21 protein-coding genes, 1 tRNA gene and 1 pseudogene are annotated in these 18,092 nt (G+C 50.6%); 7 read left to right on the top strand and 16 right to left on the bottom strand.

Annotated elements, in window-relative coordinates:
• Window positions 1-38: 38 nt before the first annotated feature.
• The 8 genes and pseudogenes from ABD035_RS12190 to ABD035_RS12155 all read right to left on the bottom strand — a co-directional run bounded on the left by ABD035_RS12190 (window position 39) and on the right by ABD035_RS12155 (window position 6,512).
• Entirely contained in the window at window positions 39-1,172 is a 1,134-nt protein-coding gene (locus ABD035_RS12190; protein ID WP_343870509.1) for a PIN domain-containing protein, read from the bottom strand.
• An 81-nt stretch (window positions 1,173-1,253) separates the two neighbouring features.
• A pseudogene (locus ABD035_RS12185) lies at window positions 1,254-1,418 on the bottom strand (single-stranded DNA-binding protein); the annotation flags it as partial.
• 330 nt (window positions 1,419-1,748) lie between these two features.
• Complete coding sequence (locus ABD035_RS12180) at window positions 1,749-4,505, bottom strand: DUF927 domain-containing protein (protein WP_343870507.1); 2,757 nt, start codon at window positions 4,503-4,505, stop codon at window positions 1,749-1,751.
• Between the two features lie 12 nt (window positions 4,506-4,517).
• Complete coding sequence (locus ABD035_RS12175; RefSeq protein WP_343870505.1) at window positions 4,518-5,117, bottom strand: hypothetical protein; 600 nt, start codon at window positions 5,115-5,117, stop codon at window positions 4,518-4,520.
• 190 nt (window positions 5,118-5,307) lie between these two features.
• Window positions 5,308-5,475, bottom strand: a complete 168-nt coding sequence (locus ABD035_RS12170; protein ID WP_343870503.1) for a hypothetical protein — start codon at window positions 5,473-5,475, stop codon at window positions 5,308-5,310.
• Window positions 5,475-6,113 carry an ORF6N domain-containing protein gene (locus ABD035_RS12165; RefSeq protein ID WP_343870501.1) on the bottom strand — a complete coding sequence of 213 codons (639 nt, stop codon included), beginning with the start codon at window positions 6,111-6,113 and terminating at the stop codon, window positions 5,475-5,477. Before ABD035_RS12165 ends, ABD035_RS12170 begins: the two co-directional genes overlap by 1 nt.
• A complete protein-coding gene (locus tag ABD035_RS12160; RefSeq protein WP_343870499.1) occupies window positions 6,110-6,289 on the bottom strand; it encodes a hypothetical protein in 180 nt (59 codons plus the stop codon). Before ABD035_RS12160 ends, ABD035_RS12165 begins: the two co-directional genes overlap by 4 nt.
• Window positions 6,282-6,512 carry a host cell division inhibitor Icd-like protein gene (locus ABD035_RS12155; RefSeq protein ID WP_343870497.1) on the bottom strand — a complete coding sequence of 77 codons (231 nt, stop codon included), beginning with the start codon at window positions 6,510-6,512 and terminating at the stop codon, window positions 6,282-6,284. Before ABD035_RS12155 ends, ABD035_RS12160 begins: the two co-directional genes overlap by 8 nt.
• A 151-nt stretch (window positions 6,513-6,663) precedes the next feature.
• Between ABD035_RS12155 and ABD035_RS12150 the strand changes: the two genes are divergently transcribed.
• Entirely contained in the window at window positions 6,664-6,834 is a 171-nt protein-coding gene (locus ABD035_RS12150; protein WP_343870496.1) for a hypothetical protein, read from the top strand.
• Window positions 6,835-7,134: 300 nt separating this feature from the next.
• Here ABD035_RS12150 and ABD035_RS12145 read toward each other — a convergent pair whose 3' ends face one another.
• From ABD035_RS12145 to ABD035_RS12115, 7 genes are all read right to left on the bottom strand, one after another.
• Complete coding sequence (locus tag ABD035_RS12145) at window positions 7,135-7,317, bottom strand: DUF4222 domain-containing protein (RefSeq protein ID WP_343870494.1); 183 nt, start codon at window positions 7,315-7,317, stop codon at window positions 7,135-7,137.
• The gene (locus ABD035_RS12140) at window positions 7,317-7,898 is read right to left on the bottom strand and encodes a BRO-N domain-containing protein (RefSeq protein WP_343870492.1); all 582 of its coding nucleotides are present in this window, start codon (window positions 7,896-7,898) and stop codon (window positions 7,317-7,319) included. The genes ABD035_RS12145 and ABD035_RS12140 overlap by 1 nt, the downstream gene beginning before the upstream one ends.
• A gap of 13 nt (window positions 7,899-7,911) precedes the next feature.
• Window positions 7,912-8,379, bottom strand: coding sequence for a hypothetical protein (locus ABD035_RS12135; protein ID WP_343870490.1), 468 nt, complete (start codon window positions 8,377-8,379; stop codon window positions 7,912-7,914).
• Entirely contained in the window at window positions 8,379-8,579 is a 201-nt protein-coding gene (locus ABD035_RS12130; RefSeq protein WP_343870488.1) for a helix-turn-helix transcriptional regulator, read from the bottom strand. The genes ABD035_RS12135 and ABD035_RS12130 overlap by 1 nt, the downstream gene beginning before the upstream one ends.
• Window positions 8,580-8,788: 209 nt before the next feature.
• Window positions 8,789-9,472, bottom strand: a complete 684-nt coding sequence (locus ABD035_RS12125; RefSeq protein ID WP_343870486.1) for a hypothetical protein — start codon at window positions 9,470-9,472, stop codon at window positions 8,789-8,791.
• Between the two features lie 515 nt (window positions 9,473-9,987).
• On the bottom strand, window positions 9,988-11,199 hold the full coding sequence (locus tag ABD035_RS12120) for a tyrosine-type recombinase/integrase (RefSeq protein ID WP_343870484.1): 1,212 nt from the start codon (window positions 11,197-11,199) through the stop codon (window positions 9,988-9,990).
• 165 nt (window positions 11,200-11,364) lie between these two features.
• A tRNA-Arg gene (locus tag ABD035_RS12115) sits at window positions 11,365-11,441 on the bottom strand.
• A gap of 178 nt (window positions 11,442-11,619) precedes the next feature.
• Here ABD035_RS12115 and folD point away from each other — a divergent pair.
• Both folD and ybcJ read left to right on the top strand, forming a co-directional pair.
• Window positions 11,620-12,486 (top strand): bifunctional methylenetetrahydrofolate dehydrogenase/methenyltetrahydrofolate cyclohydrolase FolD, encoded by an 867-nt coding sequence (folD, locus tag ABD035_RS12110; RefSeq protein WP_343870482.1) that lies wholly within the window; start codon window positions 11,620-11,622, stop codon window positions 12,484-12,486.
• Window positions 12,486-12,698 (top strand): ribosome-associated protein YbcJ, encoded by a 213-nt coding sequence (gene ybcJ / locus ABD035_RS12105; protein ID WP_212714787.1) that lies wholly within the window; start codon window positions 12,486-12,488, stop codon window positions 12,696-12,698. Before folD ends, ybcJ begins: the two co-directional genes overlap by 1 nt.
• 777 nt (window positions 12,699-13,475) lie before the next feature.
• On the opposite strand, the gene cysS is transcribed toward ybcJ, so the two are convergent.
• Entirely contained in the window at window positions 13,476-14,861 is a 1,386-nt protein-coding gene (gene cysS / locus ABD035_RS12100; protein WP_343870479.1) for a cysteine--tRNA ligase, read from the bottom strand.
• 222 nt (window positions 14,862-15,083) lie between these two features.
• Between cysS and ppiB the strand changes: the two genes are divergently transcribed.
• The 4 genes from ppiB (at window position 15,084) to purK (ending at window position 18,003) form a co-directional block, all read left to right on the top strand.
• On the top strand, window positions 15,084-15,578 hold the full coding sequence (gene ppiB, locus ABD035_RS12095) for a peptidylprolyl isomerase B (protein WP_212714333.1): 495 nt from the start codon (window positions 15,084-15,086) through the stop codon (window positions 15,576-15,578).
• On the top strand, window positions 15,578-16,294 hold the full coding sequence (lpxH, locus tag ABD035_RS12090) for a UDP-2,3-diacylglucosamine diphosphatase (RefSeq protein WP_212714332.1): 717 nt from the start codon (window positions 15,578-15,580) through the stop codon (window positions 16,292-16,294). The genes ppiB and lpxH overlap by 1 nt, the downstream gene beginning before the upstream one ends.
• Window positions 16,295-16,429: 135 nt before the next feature.
• Window positions 16,430-16,942, top strand: a complete 513-nt coding sequence (purE, locus tag ABD035_RS12085; RefSeq protein WP_343870476.1) for a 5-(carboxyamino)imidazole ribonucleotide mutase — start codon at window positions 16,430-16,432, stop codon at window positions 16,940-16,942.
• Window positions 16,939-18,003, top strand: a complete 1,065-nt coding sequence (purK, locus tag ABD035_RS12080) for a 5-(carboxyamino)imidazole ribonucleotide synthase (RefSeq protein ID WP_343870474.1) — start codon at window positions 16,939-16,941, stop codon at window positions 18,001-18,003. The genes purE and purK overlap by 4 nt, the downstream gene beginning before the upstream one ends.
• Window positions 18,004-18,092 lie beyond the last annotated feature (89 nt).

Here is an 18,092-nt window from a genome sequence, read left to right as displayed (position 1 = left end):
TTAACCGTTTTTCCTATGCCGTCTCGAGATAAGAATAACTAATAGTCCTCTTCATCACCTGAATAATCTGGCTCCACAAAACCAAAATCGATGTTGGTTAATTTACTAACTACTTCAACCTCTGAAACTTTAGCTATAATTTTTTCAAAATCATCTTCTTGAAAATTACCAGTAATAGTTATAAATACATCTGCGTCGTATGATTGTTGAACATTTTCAAGGCTACTACCAATTAATACATCGTCATGGTCAATAGTATCAGTCACATAAAAATCAAACACGGCCTCAGCATCGATTGTTATCTCACATGATATTTTTATCGTAACAGATTTTTCCTCGGCCCTAACTATTTCAAATTCAACTAATGACTCATCATCTTGATGGAAGTCAACATCGTAAAAATTAACAGATAGGTCATTATAATCATAAAAAAATGGTGATTCAGCATCGATATGAAAACTTGAATAATTCACGCTGGATTGTACTTCTCCCTCGATAAATATTAAGTCAACTACATCTTTGATTAATAATAATCTAATTATATCTGTCATATCTTTCTTTTGGATTAGGGAAAGAGCGTCTGACAGGTTACGAACGACAGTTATCCAAGTACTTGTCTTTGAATAATTAATCCACCCGTTATCATTGCTAACTGCTAATACATACGTATCATTTTCCTTAGCCCACCCCTCTAGAGTTAGCAATGCAAAAACATCAGGGAACTCATTTTTCTTGTCTGCTCTTTTTTCAAACGGGGGTTTGTTTGAGAAATAGAGATTCATTACATCTTCTACTTTCACTAAGTCATTTGCTTTTATTAGTATAGCCCCAGTTTTATCGTAGAATAAATTTATTATTTCAATGGCCTTTTCATGTGCCGGGGTTTCATTTGACAGTATTTTATTAATTTCATTTTCACCTTCATTGGTCAGGCATGAGTTTAACTTTATTTCTCGAAGGGCTGTATTTATTGAACTGTAACTTTTATTGAGATTTTCTGATATGTGTTTTATTGCTTCATTATGAACAATATCGGTTTGTAAAAGTTTTATATCATTATTTTTAAACTGACTCAACTGGCCGAGAACACCATTATTAAATCTATATCTCGATGACTTGAAAATACAATTATCTATAGATATAGCACCATACTTTATCGGGTTTTCACACATAAATAACACTCCAATTAATAAAAGAAATCTACCTATCTAAGTCTTTCCGATCTATCGTCACACCAGAATTATAGCCTAATCGCCGAAAGCGACTACGCCCAGCCAGTAGGTAGCCTCATTGTTCTGTGCTGTGTGACAGGGAAGTGCTACCGCCAGTCGTGCCATTGCCATGTTTTTACCGTTTGCTGTAGTGCGGGTCTGTGGATCTGCCACCAGCCGTCCGTATGCTGAAATCTGAGCAGTCATAATTTGCTCACCTCATTTTTTTCTATAAATAACCGAAAGTATGTTGGTTCAGTCGGTTCAGTTGGTTCACGGGCTTGCAGGCCGCGCCATTACTGGGTTTTAGTGAACCAACATTTTTAATTTCGTGTTGGTTCAGTGGGGGTGATTGTTGGTTCAGTGCCGGCCAGCGATAAATCGTCCTGTCGTCTGTGTTGGTTCAAAATAGCCAATTGTTGGTTCAGTGTTGGTTCAAAATATGATGTAAAAACCTTATTAATCAATACACTTTACAAATTGAACCGACTGAACCAACTGAACCAACACTAAAATCTCGCATGTGAGAAAAAGTATTTACTCTGGCTGGTCGCTTTCCTCCGGCATGAAGCTCAGGACAAATACGTTAATCTGCCGCCCCTCGATTCTCGGCGATTTACGCTGATAACCTCGGCCACTGGCTGGTGGGGTCAACATTCCGCTTTGCTTCAGCACCTCAGCAAATAGTTTCGGGTTAAAACCAGTGGCAATCTCCTTTTCAAACGTAGCCGGGAACGTATAAAACACTACCGGGTCGCTTTCGTGGCTTCCTTTCTGCCGGTAGCCTGCCAGGTTGCTGATCGGCAAGTCTCGCGGCTCATACGGCAGTGGAGCAAACCGGCTCAGTCCGTAAGCATTAAGAAAAGCCTCGGTCTGCTGGATTATCTGCTGGTGTTCTTTATTACCCGTCCCGAATTCCTTCACCCAGGCGTTATAGCTGTGCTGTATCGCATCACGGCATGTCTGCTCGTTCCATCCGGTGATCACCCGACCTGCCAGTAGTGCGGCTTCCAGAATGGCGAATCGTGACGCTACCCTGTGAACCTGTTCGCCGTAATCAGCCGGGATTATGCCGCGCCAGCGTTCTTCACACTCCCGGACGATTTCAACGGCTTCCCCCTGGTTGTCTGCAAGCCATTTTATCCAGGCCCGGCCCGCTGCTCCATGGTTAATCTGCCAGGCATCCTTCAGGGCGTCAGCGTGGTGCTTGCCGTTGCCGTTCCCGTGAAAGTTAACAGCCTTAGTTAGCGGGATATTCAACAGGCGCACAAGCTGCCCGGCCTTGGTATTTCTGCCACTGGTAGCAATGAAGGTTTCCATGTCCATCTCACCGGTACTGATCGCCACGGTGCGCCAGCGTTTCAGATCCCGGTTTCCTCCTTCCTTAGCACCTTGCAGTTTCCCCACGCCGTTAAACAGGGCATAGGCAGACTGTGAGACGCTCACCGGGTCGGCTCCTTGTCCGACTTCATCCAACGACATTAATCCGTCATTATGCGCGGCAGCTTCATTGGCTAACCCCAGCGCGGTGCCATACCAGGTCAGTTTCAGTAGACCAGGATCACCATATAAACTCGCGGCGGCGTTTGCCGTGGTGGTCTTTCCTGCGCTGGATTGCTGGTAAAAGTGAATGCCGAACCCGTCAGCCCCGGATAACCCGATAAGTGGTGCCGCCAGTGCTGCGGCGATCCCGGTCATCATGGAATAGTTACCATCAGCAAGCTTGGCCACGGAACCCCGCCAGCTATCGGCTGTGCCTGTCACTTTGTAGCCGGATGCGGCGCTACTGCGGCCGCTGAATAATACGGGGCGCTCAGGTGATCCAATGATGTCGCCATCAGGCATGATGTAGGCCCCACACTGCCAGCCAGTCGCGTGACTCACCCGCCATATTTCGCGGTTGCCGCTCATTTGCAGCCAATCGGCCAGAATTGCCCGTAGCCCGCTTTTGGTAGTGATATTCACGCCGCCCGCTTTTAACGTGCGCCATCCTTCGCGTTCCCCCACATCAGCCAGTGGTAGCGGCGCGGTCACCGGTGACGTTTCACCATAGGGAACCCAGCGTAATATCAGGTACTGGTCTTTATCATCGCGGCCAGTGCCGATCACATCTAACGGGGAGGATAGCCAGCTTTCCTTGCTGATAATCTCGCCGGTATCTTTGTCAGTCTTTGGCTCAATCCAATAAATACCATCCTTCCGGCTTTTAACGTGCGGTTTTAGCGGGTCGCTTTGCTGGCCGCCTTTGCAGCCGTCAGTCACCTGTAGCGTTGCGGTCATCGCTTCCCCCTGTGGTTGGTACAATCCTTCGTTAAATACTGCTGTAGACGCCTCTAGGCCGTACTGCTGCCGGTAGTCGTCCCAATCGGCCTTGTGGTCAGTCGGTGGGCTTGTGACAAAACCAGCCACGGCAAAGGCGGCTGACTCTGCGGCGGTGATCCCCGTGTTCGCGCTTCCGTGCTGCTGGTGGTCGTTATCGGCGGCAATGATGATTTGTACCTGTGGGTATTTCCCGCGCATCACCTTAGCCACCGGTAACAGGTTGCCTGCGTCAATGGCTGCTACTATCAGCGCCTCTGGGCGCATCTGGGACACGCTCAACGCTGTGGCGTAACCTTCGGCAAGGATAATGGCCTGCGGCTGCTTTGGTGCGTTGATAGTGTGATATGCGCCTTTCTTCGCGGAGCCGGCCACCAGCTTTTTACTGCCTATCTTTGAGATAGTCTGTGCGGCGGTGATATTCCCTTCTGCGTCCGTCAATGGCAGGAGAATTGATCCATCGGGCAGACAGCGGGTTATCACTCCTGACAGCCCCTTAGTGACCAGGTATTCACTTTCGCTGTCCGTTATTGTTTTCTCCAGCCGCTGATACCTGGCATCAAATTGTGCCCGCCGTTCTGCCTCTGCTTCGTCCTGACGCTGCCGGTACTCCTCAGCCTGGCTTTGGCGCCGCTGCTCCAGTTGGTCACGTCTCTGGTCGGCTGATTTTTGGTCTGTTTCGGCTGTCCGGTAATCAATACCCAGCACATCAGCCACCAGCTTTGCCGCCTCAGTGGTGTCGCACTGGTGAACTTTGCGGATCAGGTCGAGGCCATCACCCGCACCGCACTGGTTACAGATAAAGCTGCCGCGCCCGTTGTCATCGAACCGGAATCGGTCATTACCCCCGCAGTGGGGGCAAGGCGCATGTTTTCGCGGGTTATCAGGCACGGCGATATTGAGGCTCTGCATAATGTAAGGCCAGTGTCCTGCGGCGGCGGTGGTCACTTCCCGGATAAGGTCAATGTTACGCATCGTCATCCCTCCTTAGTGCCATACCGGGGCAGCAGGAAGCCCCTTGGTGTTGATTTGCTCAATAAAGCTGTCATGAAGGATTGCCATACACTCACGGCCCCAGTCAGACAGAGCATAGGCTCCGCTGTCTGTAGTCAGCATTTGCTGGTATATGAGGACAGCCTTTTGCTCCGGAGCTTCGTGGGTGTGTACCTCACAGGCCAGTGATTCCACGTTATTAGCCAGGGCCACGCGCTCAGTGACAGGGTAAACAGATATGCCGCCGTGTTTGCCAAAGTACTGGGCAAACGTTTGTGTCGTGCCGTCCTCCAGTTCCACTTCGCCAGCGCCGTTCTGCTCCAATTGCTCGATGATAAACAGAGCCGCCACAATCCAACGCCACAGCATCACCTGTTGCCCGTCAGTCGGGGTGAAATAGCCCAGTGCCTCTGCTTCAAATACTGCCGCTACCAGGCGTAGGCCATTCGGTAGGTCATCGTCATAAGCGCCATCATCCAGCGTCCTGATAGCGGTCTTATAACCGATTAACTTCTGGTGCTGGTGGCTACCATCGGTGCGGCGAGTCATGAAAATAACGCCATCTGCGGATGCTTCTATCAGTTGGATTGTCATTGCCCGCGCTCCTTCTCTGCCAATTCATCGCCTAGCCATGCTGCAACATTCCCAGATAAACGCTTTACCAACGCTGCTAGTGCTGAGTGATCGCAGTCAGCCAGGCGGTGTGGGTGATCCTCCCACATCTTGCAAACTATCTCGGCCTGATGCGCCATTTCTGCGACTTGCTCTAAGGTATGGTCACGGCTCACTTACATTCCTCCAGTACACGGACGGCAACGGTCTTGGCGATATTCAGTAGTTCAAGCTGTAGTTCTGTTTCTTCCTGGCTGGACGTCAGCCACTGCGCCGCCGATAACAGACTTTGAATTTTGCTCAGGGCGTCAATGGCCTTTATGCCTTTGTTGAGGGTCATCACTTCGTTGTCTCCAGGCCGGGAATAGTTAACTGAATAAGAGCGGTAATGCGTTTGATGGCTGGGCGTAATACCTTCAACTCGCGTTTGCGCTGGCTCATTTCTGCGCTGCCGTGCTTCCCGTGTCGCCAGTGGGATTTATGCTCGGCTGCTGCCAGTACGTCCTGCGCCTCCTGTAGCGGCATCGCTTCCAGTTCCTGAATGCTCGGAATGAGTACGGGCCGAATGTCTGAGAAGTGCGGGTTTGCTCGGAAGTAACTGTTAACTAGCTCACGCTGTACCTGCCAGGAAAGATCGTCTTTAAATGGCTTAACAATCATCAGATAGCCAGACTCAAAAATTAGCGTCACATCCTCGGTAATTTTTTCTGCCGCTTTTTTGCGCGTGTCTTTTATAGTCGCGCAAAATTTGTGCGTATCTTTTGCCTGCTGTGTATTTAGCAGTAAACGATATTCGTCTGCGGAAACCTTCACAAAGTCCGTATCAGCAATAAAGTGCTTCTGGTGGCGGCTAAACGCCTGCCGCGCCGTACCGTCCGGGCGCTGGTGGGCGTGGTCAATCATGGCAAAGGTCACAACGCGCTGGCCTTTGTACTCCACCAGCGGCAGGTTGTTATTACTCAGAGTAATGGCTCTCATACCCGCACCTCCCGCGTGTAGTTAATGCGGATATGGGTAAACCCTTCGGCCTGTGCCCGGCTCATTGCGTGGGCCGTAGCGTGCTTCACGTCAGAGGAAACGATTTGGTAGGCGATCCCGACGGTCAGTCCACGCTTATTGACGGCATAGCCGTGCACATCAAAGTGATTACGCATGATTAACCCCCTGGCGAATACGACCGGCAAAGAAGCAGACGTGATCTTTTGCTAACGTCAGGCGGGCTTCGCGCTCTGTAGCGGCGGCGATATGGTGAATTGTGGCCTTAACGGTCGGGCAGTCACGGCGAACTGCGGCGATAATCCAGACGAATGACGGCGGTTCATTGCCTGAATTTTGGGTGAGTGAATGCCGCCCTTGCGGGTGTGTGGTATTCTGCATTACAGCTTCCTCGTTACTGATGATAACGGTGGTTGTCAGACGCCTCGCTACTGCTCCAACAGTGCGGGGCGTTGCTTTATTTGATTGCAAACAACATGGCATTACGTTGTAATTACAATCTGTGATTGATGATATGAGATTTGTAATTACAATGTCAACTGACAAACCTAAGACTGACCAGTACCAGTTACGATTGGCGCATGACTTCCGATCACAGCTTGAGGATGAAATGCGTAAAGACGGTGATTCATCTCTGGCAACATGGATTAAGCGTGTTCTCCGTAAAGAGTTGCAATCGCGCGGTATTGAACCAAAGGGCTGATACTCATTGGCTGTAGTCGAAAGGGCGGCATTCGCAGTGCTGTCCTTTTTTTTGGCCACAACAAAGTTATCCCTTCGCGTGGTGATGTCAGAAAAACCTTCCCCCTGAAACCCACCAGCTACGGAAAACCTTTCCCCATATCGCGGTATTGCTGCCTGAATACCCTCGCGCGCGGGCGCGTATTGGTTGCGAAAGTCCGGCAGGTGATGGATCACCGAACAAATATTTGGCTGATGAATGTCAGGTTTTGTTAGGTTCTCAACGTCAACATTTGTCAACAGGCCAGCCAGTGACGGGGCGTTACTCTGGACGGCGATCATCTGTCACCTCCGCATACTCAGCTTTGAACTTCTCCAGCGGCTGCTGGCATGGGTGCGGGTAATCTTCACGCATGAATACAACGCATCTACCACTCATGCCCAACACGGTGACGGTGCGCCCGTGTGGACTTTTAAAGCGGCGCTTTGGCTTCTGTGGGGACATCAGTGAACCTCCGGCAGTTGAGGCTGATATTTGCGCCATAATTCTGCTTCTTCGGCGATTAACCGGGCTTTCTCACCCTTGCAGGCTTGCAGGTCTTTACCGCGCTTACTGGCCTTATTGTCATAGGCTGCCTGGCGTTTGCTGTGGTCATTCAGGAATGCGAACGGGACTCCGTAAGAGCCTGTCTTACGAATTGACGGGATAACCTCTCGGAATACCCAATTAGTAAACCCGTGGGCGAATGTGCCGGGAATAGTTGCCTTGCGACTGCGGGATATGAGTTTATAGAAACCTGACTCCTGAACAGTACGCATGTACTGGTTACCGCCAGGGGTAGGTATTAAATACTCCCCCTTTTCATCGTCATCCAGACGGCGTAAAGCGACTAAGTGATCTGCCATTTCCAGCGCATCACAAATATCCTTAGCAATAAACCACGGCTCACCGCTGATATTCACAATTCGAATGGTATTCCCTTCGAATCTGATGACTGAAATATGGTCTTCACTGGCAGGATTAATATCGCTAAATCCATGTTCAGGCTGAGGGGCGGCCTCAGAAGTTAATCTGATATTTTTCATTTTTAAGACTCCGTTATTTCAGGTCGGCAGTGTCCGGGAACTGGTTAATAAGCTGCTGTGAATATTCAGACGGCAGGTGACATTCTCCACGCTCTGTACGCCAGCGATTGACCAGTACAACGGCGCGGGCTGCGGCCTTGCGGTCAGCAATCCGGTAGCTGGTAAAAGTGGTGCTGTAGCCGTGGCGGGAAACGTATTTGACCGGCTCCCCGGACACGTCAATGCCATATTGATTACGGAGTTTGGCGATATCAGTGTGTAAACATGTGGTGTAAAACTGCTTGCCAGTGCCGTTCTTATCAAAATCAGCAAACGTGCGGGCGTTAGTATTAAGTGCGGTGATCCCGTTAGGATGTGTCAGCATATAGAGGCCGAATGTTTCGGCTTTATATGGCGGCTTGATATTCAGTGGTGCGGGTGTAGAATCAATCCCCCGAATGTCTGAATCAGCCACCTGTGCCGGGTGGTTTTTTTTCGCCATTAGTTAGCCCCCACGCCATCACGTTCTGCAATGCGCTCGTTAATCCACGCATCAATTTCACCTTCGACAAAAGCGATTGAACGAGCACCTATTTTTACAGGTTTCGGGAACCGATTACCGCTCAGCATTTTATAAATCCACGCCTTGCTATATCCGGTTCGTTTCTGAACTTCTGAAAGTCTGATTAATCTTTTATTCATATTTACCTCGTGACGTCCATTGCGGTTTACGAGATTAATTTAATCAGAATCAATCTATCCAGTGTGGAAATTTCACTAATAAATATGGAAGGGGGTAATTAAGTTAAGCCACAGAAAAAAGGATTATTATCGTAACATTGGAAATGGAGGGAATGCATGTGCGGGACTTTAGAAGTATTGGCCCGCATCGAAGTTACGTTTAGAAGTGACTAGTCCTCACTATCAGGAAATGTGATTTCTAAAGCTTCTTTAATCAGGTTAGTCATTTGCTTCTCTGTTACAACCATCCCCTGATAGCCAAATGTTGCTAGATTTTGAGCTACAGCTCTTGCTATAGCGAGCTTGTTTAACCGCTCACCATTCCGAAAGGATTTACTCGATTTTTCTAGCGAAATAGCCATGCCAGCAATCATCATAAGCGCTGTATTTTTACCTGGAAATTCTCCCCACTGGTCAAGGTATGCCTGATTGGTATTTTCGATCAACTGAGATTGTTGTATAGGTAAAGGCCAATTAAACTCATGCTCCGAAACCCATTTTTCGACTTCACTACGAACAAGCACACAGTCTCGCCGATCTTGATCCATATTATCGTAGCGGGTAATATCCCTTGCGCTTAGTTTACCATTATCAATGGCATCCCATAACGATTCTTTATAAGCTTCACATTCATTATATTGCTCATTTTTTAAGGCCAATCTAGGATTGGCACCAATAATAAAACAAGCAGCATCACTTAACAGAATGTTATCACGTGAAAGATAAGGCACCAGCCAGCTATCTAAATTCCTTTTCAAACCAACATTATATTCTAATAGATTATCGTGGAGGTTTAGACCTAAAGTCTTTTCTATCTCCGAGCGATTGAAACCTAAAAAATCAAATGAATTCATAACATCACCTCAAAATGGAATTTCATCATCAAAGTTAAGGTCGGTAGTGCTTTGCTCCTGCCCTCTCCTCGTCATACATGGTGTCCACCCTTCGTATGGTGGGTTATCCATATTGGGACTCGCCATGACCCGACTTAACAACTCATATGCACTGAAAGATGGATCGCTAGAGGAAGGCCTTCTAGTTATTCCACGGGCATCTTGTATTAGCAGGCTAGGAGCATATTCCTGCTCGTCATCTAGCCGGATAATTATCCAGTTCGCTATCTGATCCCTTGTCATATCGGGATATTTAGACTCGACTCGAATAATTAGCTCTCTTATGCTTATGAATTGCTGCTTTTTAGCTTTTAGCTCTATCGCTGGATTAAGCAAACGCCACCTCACGCCCTCATTTATTAGGAACCATGCCAGCTCGTCGAGGTGTACGAGTTTTCGGGGATCAGCCTAGGCACGGTTTAATCTTGATTCTCTCTAAGTCTACTGCGGTCTACTATCACTGTCTATCCGTACAGTTAAGCAGTTCTAAACTTCCCATGTACCACGTTCGCCCCACTCTCTAGCCCGTCCAGATAGTCAGCATAGTCCTGTAGCATTTCTCTACGGCCTTCCAGATATTGAGCATGGTTGTAAGTGCCCCGGATAGAGTTTTTATCGACATGCGCCAATTGGGTTTCTATCCAAGCAGAGTTATAGCCCTGTTCGTGAAGTATGGTACTCAGTGTATGCCGGAACCCGTGGCCAGTGGCTTTACCATCATAGCCAATACGCTTGATCACCTGATTAATGCTGGCCTCGCTCATTGGCTTACCAGCGTCATTCCGCCCATGAAAGACATATCTGCCCCGTCCGGTTAGCTGGTGGATTTCTTCCAGTAGCTCACGGGTCTGTGCCGATAGTGGGACTATATGCGGACGGCGCATCTTCATACGCTCGGCGGGTATCTGCCAGATGCCTTTTTCAAAGTCGATGTCTGACCATTCTGACGTTCTCAGCTCGATGGTTCTCAGGCCGGTAATCATCAATAGCTTTGTGGCAATACGGGTAATCATGCTTCCGGAGTAATCATTCAAGGCATTTAGGAAGCCAGGTATATGTTCAACGCTTAGATGTGGGAAGTGTTTTTGCTTGGGTGCTTTCAGGGCGCCAGCTAGATCTGTGACTGGGTTACTCTCTGCTCTGCCGGTGATCACTGCGTGGGTAAATATCTGGCGGCAAGCCTGGCGAGTCTTTTTGAGTTTATCCAAAACGCCGCGCTGCTCCATTTTCCGCAACACCGCCAGCATCTCAGCAGGCTTAATCTCGTTAATCGCTCTTTTACCGATAAACGGGAAAATATCTTTTGTCAGATACTCAAGAATGTCCTCAGCATAGCCCTGTGACCAATTCGGCTTTTTGTGTTCGTGCCACTCGATAGCCACCGACTCAAAGTTATTTTTGACCGCCAGCGCCTTTGCCTGCTTCTCTGCCTGTTTTTCCTGCCCTGGATCACCACCAGCAGCCAGAACCCTTTTGGCATCTTCGCGCCGGTTGCGGGCATCAGATAACGTCACATCAGGATATACCCCCACGGACAGCAGCTTTTCTTTACCGCTTACACGGTACTTTAACCGCCAGTAACGTGAACCATTGAGATTAACCAATAGATACAGGCCACCGCCGTCAGATAACTTATACGGCTTTTCCTTCGGCTTTGCAGTCTCTACCTGGCGGGCGTTGAGTTTCATTTTGGGGGTATGTTTTCCATTGAACCTGCGAATACCCCCAAATATACCCCCACTTGATCGTGGATTACAATGGATTTAGATGGACGTTAGTAGACGTAGGAATAGCTTTGAAGTACGTATTTACTGGGATTAGTTGACGTTACAGGACTGTAGTGGAAGGGGAAATGGTACGCCCTATAGGATTCGAACCTATGACCTACGGCTTAGAAGGCCGGTGCTCTATCCAACTGAGCTAAGGGCGCCCTGACTTTGCGGGGAATTATACGGTCACTCACCTATGAGTCAATGTTTTTACGCCGCTTTCGGTTTTACTGCTGAAGGTTTGAACAAAGCCCGGCATTCTTTGCCTGACAGCACGCGTCGCTTCTGACAAAATAGGCGCCTTCACCCTAAGATTTCAACTCCGTGGATTTTTCTCTGATGTCAGCACAGATTATTGATGGTAAAACGATTGCGCAGCAGGTCCGGCTGGAAGTTGCGGAAAAAGTTAAACAGCGTCTTGCCGCGGGTAAACGTGCCCCGGGACTGGCGGTCATATTGGTCGGAGAAAACCCGGCATCTCAAATCTATGTCAGCAGTAAGCGTAAGGCCTGTGAAGAAGTGGGCTTTATCTCCCGCTCTTACGACTTACCCGGCACCACCTGCGAAGAAGAGCTGCTGGCCCTGATTGATAAGCTGAACGATGATGCAGAGATCGATGGTATTCTGGTTCAGCTGCCGCTGCCGGAAGGCATCGATAATGTCAAAGTGCTGGAACGGATCGCCGCCGATAAAGATGTCGATGGTTTTCATCCGTACAACGTGGGTCGTCTGTGCCAGCGCGCTCCCCTGCTTCGTCCGTGCACGCCGCGCGGTATTATGACGCTGCTGGAACGGTACAACATTGATACCTTCGGTCTGAACGCGGTCGTGATTGGTGCTTCCAATATCGTGGGTCGTCCGATGAGCCTGGAGTTATTACTGGGCGGTTGTACCACTACGGTGACTCATCGTTTCACCCGTAATCTGCGTCAGCATGTCGAAAATGCGGATCTGCTGGTAGTTGCGGTCGGAAAACCAGGATTTATTCCCGGTGAGTGGATCAAACCCGGTGCGGTGGTGATCGATGTCGGTATTAACCGTCTGGACGATGGCCGTGTGGTCGGTGATGTGGAGTTTGCTGTCGCCGCCGAGCGTGCAGCATGGATCACCCCGGTCCCCGGTGGCGTGGGTCCGATGACCGTCGCAACACTTATTCAAAATACTTTACAGGCCTGTGAAGAATATCACGATGGAGCAGCAGAATAATGGCAACTTTTTCACTCGGTAAATTCCCTCACGTCGAACTGTGTGACCTGTTAAAGCTGGAAGGCTGGTCAGAGAGCGGCGCTCAGGCGAAAGCCTTTATCGCCGGGGGGCTGGTGACTGTCGATGGTCAGGTAGAAACGCGGAAGCGCTGCAAAATCGTCAGCGGCCAGAAGGTCACTTTTGGTGGCCAGAGCATCACCGTTACCGAATAAACGGTGGCAATAAAAAGGGCGTCCTGCGGGACGCCTTTTTTTATCTCTGTGACCCGTCCTGAATGACGCTGACACATTTTACTCACGCACTGAGGAAAATGTGATGAACCAGTATGTTAAACGTACACAACGCAGTGATCCTTTATCCTGACCCGTTCTGAATCACGTTGACCGGTTCCTGATCTCACTGCGGATCACGTGATGATGGCAGAGCGCATAACAGCTAACGGGATTCGTCCCCGTCTGAATCGCGTTAATACCGTTGACTCACCTACTCAGGAAATCAGGAAAGGTGATCACTCAGCGGTGAAGTACACAACGCAGTGATCCTTTATCCTGACCCGTTCTGAATCGCGTTGACCGGTTCCTGATCTCACTGCGGATCACGTGATGATGGCAGAGCGCATAACAGCCAACGGGATTCGTCCCCGTCTGAATCGCGTTAATACCGTTGACTCACCTACTCAGGAAATCAGGAAAGGTGATCACTCAGCGGTGAAGTACACAACGCAGTGATCCTTTATCCTGACCCGTTCTGAATCACGTTGACCGGTTCCTGATCTCACTGCGGATCACGTGATGATGGCAGAGCGCATAACAGCTAACGGGATTTGTCCCAGTCTGAATCGCGTTAATACCGTTGACTCACCTACTCAGGAAATCAGGAAATCAGGAAAGGTGATCACTCAGCGGTGAAGTACACACCCTGCGATGGAACCTCACCCTGCATCCTGCTGTGACCGGCTGTTACCGTTCAGACTGCCCGGCCCCCGTCAGTTATTTACGCCGCCAGGTCGTTCCCTGCGGGCCATCTTCAACGATGATCCCCAGCTCATTCAGTTTGTCACGGGCAATGTCCGCCTGAGCCCAGTTTTTGGTTTCACGTGCTTCTTTACGCATTACAATCAGTGCCTCGATTTCAGCAACCTCATCATCATTGCTGCCGGCCGCGCTCTGCAGAAAGACTTCCGGATCCTGCTGTAACAGCCCCAGCACACCGGATAACTGACGTAATTTCGCCGCCACACCTTCCGCCGCGGCCGGGTCTTCGGCTTTCAGCCGGTTCACTTCGCGCGCCATATCAAACAGCACCGAATAGGCTTCCGGCGTATTAAAGTCGTCGTCCATCGCCTCGCGGAAACGCTGCTCAAACTCCGCCCCTTCCGCCGGCACTGCCGACGGGTCGGTGTTACGTAATGCGGTATACAGACGTTCCAGCGCCGAACGGGCCTGCTTCAGGTTATCTTCGCCATAGTTTAACTGGCTGCGATAATGTCCGGACATCAGAAAATAGCGTACCGTTTCGGCATCATAGTGGGCCAGCACATCACGCACGGTGAAAAAGTTACCCAGCGATTTGGACATTTTCTCGCGGTCCACCATGACCATTCCGGAATGCATCCAGTAATTAACGTATTCTCCGCCATGAGCACAGGTCGATTGCGCAATTTCATTTTCATGGTGCGGGAACATCAGGTCAGAGCCCCCGCCGTGGATATCAAAATGCTCACCCAGTTGTTTGCAGTTCATGGCCGAACATTCGATATGCCAGCCCGGACGCCCCTCACCCCACGGAGATGCCCAGCCTGGTTCATCGGCTTTCGACATTTTCCACAGCACAAAGTCCATCGGATTTTTCTTCACATCCGCCACTTCCACGCGGGCGCCGGCCTGCAACTGCTCCAGATCCTGGCGGGAAAGTTCGCCATAATGGCTGTCGCTCATCACATCGAACATCACATCGCCATTACCGGCAACATACGCATGTCCGCGTTGCAGCAGTTTTTCCACCAGCCCGATAATTTCCGGGATATGGCGGGTAGCCCGGGGCTCTGCGTCCGGCGGCAGGATATTCAGCGCAGCAAAATCACGGTGCATTTCGGCAATCATCCGGTCGGTCAGTTCACCGATGGTTTCACCTTTCTCGTTCGCGCGTTTAATGATTTTGTCATCAATATCGGTAATATTTCTTACGTAATTCAGGTCATAGCCCAGGTAGCGTAAGTAGCGGGAAACCACATCAAAGGCGACAAATGTCCGTCCGTGCCCGATATGGCACAGGTCATAAACGGTAATACCGCACACGTACATGCCAATTTTCCCGGCATGAATAGGTTTAAATTCCTCTTTTTGTCTGCTCTGAGTGTTATAGATTTTTAGCATTTAACTCTTCCGTTTCTGCGTGTGTTCTGCGTGTGCGATAACTCGGGTTATTGTGCCGTATTTTTCACGGGACTGCGACGTAAAGCAAGCCCGGTAACCGGAGGCCCACTTCCCCTACTGCCGTATACCTCAAATTTATGGTATAAGGTGCCATCGTCAATGCCCTTTCTGAATCACAGAAAAGGCTGAAATACTGCACAACAACCATGACAGGATGAAATTATGGTCACTTTCCAGACTAATTTTGGTGATATCGTCATTAAAACCTTCGATGATAAAGCCCCGGCTACCGTAGAAAACTTTCTGACCTACTGCCGTGAAGGGTTTTATGACAACACCATTTTCCATCGCGTCATCAATGGCTTCATGATCCAGGGGGGCGGTTTTGAGCCAGGGATGAAGCAGAAATCAACCAACGCTGAAATCCGTAACGAAGCCAGCAATGGTCTGAAGAACACCCGCGGTACACTGGCAATGGCACGTACTTCTGCACCGCACTCTGCCACAGCACAGTTCTTCATCAACGTTGCAGATAATGACTTCCTGAACTTCCGTGATGAAAGCGTTCAGGGCTGGGGCTACTGTGTCTTCGCCGAAGTGGTCGAAGGTATGGATGTGGTTGAGAAAATCAAAGCAGTTTCTACCGGCCGTAGCGGTATGCACCAGGACGTCCCTAAAGAAGACGTTGTCATTCAGAAAGTGACCATCAGCGAGTAATGTCGCGGACACTTTTTATTGCAGATTTGCATCTGTGTCAGCAGGAACCGGCAATTACTGCCGGTTTTCTGCGTTTTTTACAGCGTGAAGCCACAGCCTGTGAAGCCCTGTATATCCTGGGCGATCTGTTTGAAAGCTGGATCGGCGATGATGACCCGAACCCGCTGCACCAACAGGTCGCTGAGGCGCTCTCTGCCCTGACGATCCCGGTCTGGTTTATCCACGGTAACCGCGACTTCTTACTGGGGAAAAAGTTTGCTGCCCGCTGCGGTATGCAGTTACTCCCCGAAGAACAGTTACTGGAACTCTATGGTCACCGCGTTCTGATTATGCATGGTGATACCCTCTGCACCGATGATGCCGGTTACCTGCGCTTTCGCGAGAAAGTTCATCAGCCCTGGCTGCAGCGCCTGTTTCTGAGGCTGCCGTTGTGGCTGCGCCAGAAAGTCGCCGTCCGGTTGCGTAATGACAGTCAGCAGGCCAATCAGACCAAAAGCCAGCAAATCATGGATGTGAATCAACAGGCCGTCGAAGCCGTGATGGAACGTTACCAGGCCTCACTATTGATCCATGGTCATACCCACCGTCCGGCCATTCATCGTCTCACTGTCAGTGATCACCCCGCAGAGCGGGCCGTCCTCGGTGCCTGGCATCAGGAAGGTTCTATGATCCAGCTGGATGCAGACGGGGTCAGCCTCATCGCTTTCCCCTGGTAAATCAGGCTATTTTGTCCGGTTGTGTCACGACGCAACCGTTTTCCTTCTTCCCGACTCATGCTATTCTCACGCCCTTCTCAAGGTGTAATACCTGTCCGCCTTCAGGTTTTTTATCTACTCACAGGAGTTGACCGCATGTCGTCGAATACTGCCCCGGCCCGTATCGCTATCATTATGGGTTCTAAAAGTGACTGGGCTACGATGCAGTATGCTGCAGAAATTCTTAACGAACTGGATCTTGCGCACCACGTGGAAGTGGTGTCTGCACACCGCACCCCGGATAAATTGTTCAGCTTTGCTGAGAATGCACAGCAGCAGGGCTTTCATGTGATTATTGCCGGTGCCGGCGGTGCAGCACACCTGCCAGGTATGCTGGCGGCCAAAACTCTGGTGCCGGTACTGGGGGTCCCGGTACAGAGCGCAGCGCTCAGCGGTGTCGATAGCCTGTATTCTATCGTGCAGATGCCGCGCGGGATCCCGGTCGGGACGCTGGCGATCGGTAAAGCCGGTGCCGCCAACGCCGCTCTGCTGGCCGCGCAAATTCTGGCCGTTAACGATGCCGGACTGACGCAGCGTCTGTCCGACTGGCGGACGCAGCAAAGTGAAGCGGTGCTGAACCATCCGGACCCACGGGAGGAAGACGCATGAAACCGGTTTGCGTATTAGGTAACGGACAACTGGGACGGATGCTACGCCAGGCCGGGGAGCCGCTGGGAATTGCTGTCTACCCTGTCGGTATTGATGCAGAACCGGAAAGCCTGCCTATCCGCGAGAGCGTGATCACCGCCGAAATCGAACGCTGGCCGGAAACCCCGCTGACACAGGCCCTGGCCAGTCATCCGGCGTTTGTTAACCGGGATATTTTTCCGCGACTGGCCGACCGTCTGACCCAGAAGCAACTGCTCGATCAGTTAGGCCTGGCGACGGCCCCGTGGCAACTGCTGAGCGATGCAGCACAGTGGCCGGAGGTTTTTCAGCGCCTGGGTGACCTGGCCATCGTGAAACGCCGGACCGGGGGCTATGATGGCCGCGGCCAGTGGCGACTGCGGGAGAGCGATTGTCAGACGCTGCCGGAAGAGTGCTATGGCGAATGTATCGTGGAACAGGGCATAGATTTTTCCGGTGAGGTTTCCCTGGTCGGTGCCCGTGGTCATGACGGCACGCTGGTCTTTTATCCCCTGACCCATAACCTGCACCATAACGGTATTCTGATGTGTAGTGTTGCCCTGCCTGAGCCGGATGCCGCACAGCAGCGCCAGGCCGAGTCGATGCTGACAGCGATTATGCAGGAACTGGACTATGTCGGTGTGATGGCGATGGAATGTTTTATTACTCCTGAAGGCCTGTTAATTAACGAACTGGCCCCGCGGGTTCATAACAGCGGTCACTGGACACAGAACGGTGCTTCGATCAGCCAGTTTGCGTTACATCTGCGGGCAATCACCGGTCTGCCCCTGCCCGAACCGGTGGTCTTCGCGCCGTCGGTGATGGTTAACCTGATAGGTTGCGAACTGGATACCCGGTGGCTGTCACATCCTCTGGTCCATCTGCACTGGTACGACAAAGAGGTTCGTCCGGGCCGTAAGCTGGGCCACCTGAACCTGACCGACACTCATCCCGACCGCTTGCAACAGGAATTACAGGCACTGGTCTGCCAGCTCCCGGCGGAATACGCCGCTGCCATCCACTGGGCTTGCGAAAAACTCTGAACACTTTACCGCAGCAGCCTCCGGGCGCTGCGGTCATCTTCCCTTGCCCTGCCTGCTCCGCGATTGGTACTCTGCCGGTTTTGTGTGTA

Origin of the sequence: Tatumella terrea (assembly GCF_039523755.1) — a bacterium.
In the GTDB taxonomy this organism is placed as follows: domain Bacteria; phylum Pseudomonadota; class Gammaproteobacteria; order Enterobacterales; family Enterobacteriaceae; genus Tatumella; species Tatumella terrea.
The sequence above is the reverse complement of the archived record's forward strand: the minus strand, read 5'-3'. Positions and strand labels throughout refer to the sequence as shown.

Excerpts from the sequence above, each read along its gene's own strand:
- lpxH (WP_212714332.1), top strand. The coding sequence starts at position 15,578 with ATGTCGCGGACACTTTTTATTGCAGATTTGCATCTGTGTCAGCAGGAA.
- ABD035_RS12165 (WP_343870501.1), bottom strand. The coding sequence starts at position 6,113 with ATGAGAGCCATTACTCTGAGTAATAACAACCTGCCGCTGGTGGAGTAC.
- ABD035_RS12120 (WP_343870484.1), bottom strand. The coding sequence starts at position 11,199 with ATGAAACTCAACGCCCGCCAGGTAGAGACTGCAAAGCCGAAGGAAAAG.
- ABD035_RS12155 (WP_343870497.1), bottom strand. The coding sequence starts at position 6,512 with ATGCAGAATACCACACACCCGCAAGGGCGGCATTCACTCACCCAAAAT.
- ABD035_RS12175 (WP_343870505.1), bottom strand. The coding sequence starts at position 5,117 with ATGACAATCCAACTGATAGAAGCATCCGCAGATGGCGTTATTTTCATG.
- ybcJ (WP_212714787.1), top strand. The coding sequence starts at position 12,486 with ATGGCAACTTTTTCACTCGGTAAATTCCCTCACGTCGAACTGTGTGAC.
- purE (WP_343870476.1), top strand. The coding sequence starts at position 16,430 with ATGTCGTCGAATACTGCCCCGGCCCGTATCGCTATCATTATGGGTTCT.
- ABD035_RS12170 (WP_343870503.1), bottom strand. The coding sequence starts at position 5,475 with ATGACCCTCAACAAAGGCATAAAGGCCATTGACGCCCTGAGCAAAATT.
- ABD035_RS12150 (WP_343870496.1), top strand. The coding sequence starts at position 6,664 with ATGTCAACTGACAAACCTAAGACTGACCAGTACCAGTTACGATTGGCG.
- ABD035_RS12190 (WP_343870509.1), bottom strand. The coding sequence starts at position 1,172 with ATGTGTGAAAACCCGATAAAGTATGGTGCTATATCTATAGATAATTGT.
- purK (WP_343870474.1), top strand. The coding sequence starts at position 16,939 with ATGAAACCGGTTTGCGTATTAGGTAACGGACAACTGGGACGGATGCTA.
- ABD035_RS12140 (WP_343870492.1), bottom strand. The coding sequence starts at position 7,898 with ATGAAAAATATCAGATTAACTTCTGAGGCCGCCCCTCAGCCTGAACAT.
- ABD035_RS12180 (WP_343870507.1), bottom strand. The coding sequence starts at position 4,505 with ATGCGTAACATTGACCTTATCCGGGAAGTGACCACCGCCGCCGCAGGA.
- ABD035_RS12130 (WP_343870488.1), bottom strand. The coding sequence starts at position 8,579 with ATGAATAAAAGATTAATCAGACTTTCAGAAGTTCAGAAACGAACCGGA.
- ABD035_RS12135 (WP_343870490.1), bottom strand. The coding sequence starts at position 8,379 with ATGGCGAAAAAAAACCACCCGGCACAGGTGGCTGATTCAGACATTCGG.
- folD (WP_343870482.1), top strand. The coding sequence starts at position 11,620 with ATGTCAGCACAGATTATTGATGGTAAAACGATTGCGCAGCAGGTCCGG.
- ABD035_RS12145 (WP_343870494.1), bottom strand. The coding sequence starts at position 7,317 with ATGTCCCCACAGAAGCCAAAGCGCCGCTTTAAAAGTCCACACGGGCGC.
- ABD035_RS12125 (WP_343870486.1), bottom strand. The coding sequence starts at position 9,472 with ATGAATTCATTTGATTTTTTAGGTTTCAATCGCTCGGAGATAGAAAAG.
- ABD035_RS12160 (WP_343870499.1), bottom strand. The coding sequence starts at position 6,289 with ATGCGTAATCACTTTGATGTGCACGGCTATGCCGTCAATAAGCGTGGA.
- ppiB (WP_212714333.1), top strand. The coding sequence starts at position 15,084 with ATGGTCACTTTCCAGACTAATTTTGGTGATATCGTCATTAAAACCTTC.
- cysS (WP_343870479.1), bottom strand. The coding sequence starts at position 14,861 with ATGCTAAAAATCTATAACACTCAGAGCAGACAAAAAGAGGAATTTAAA.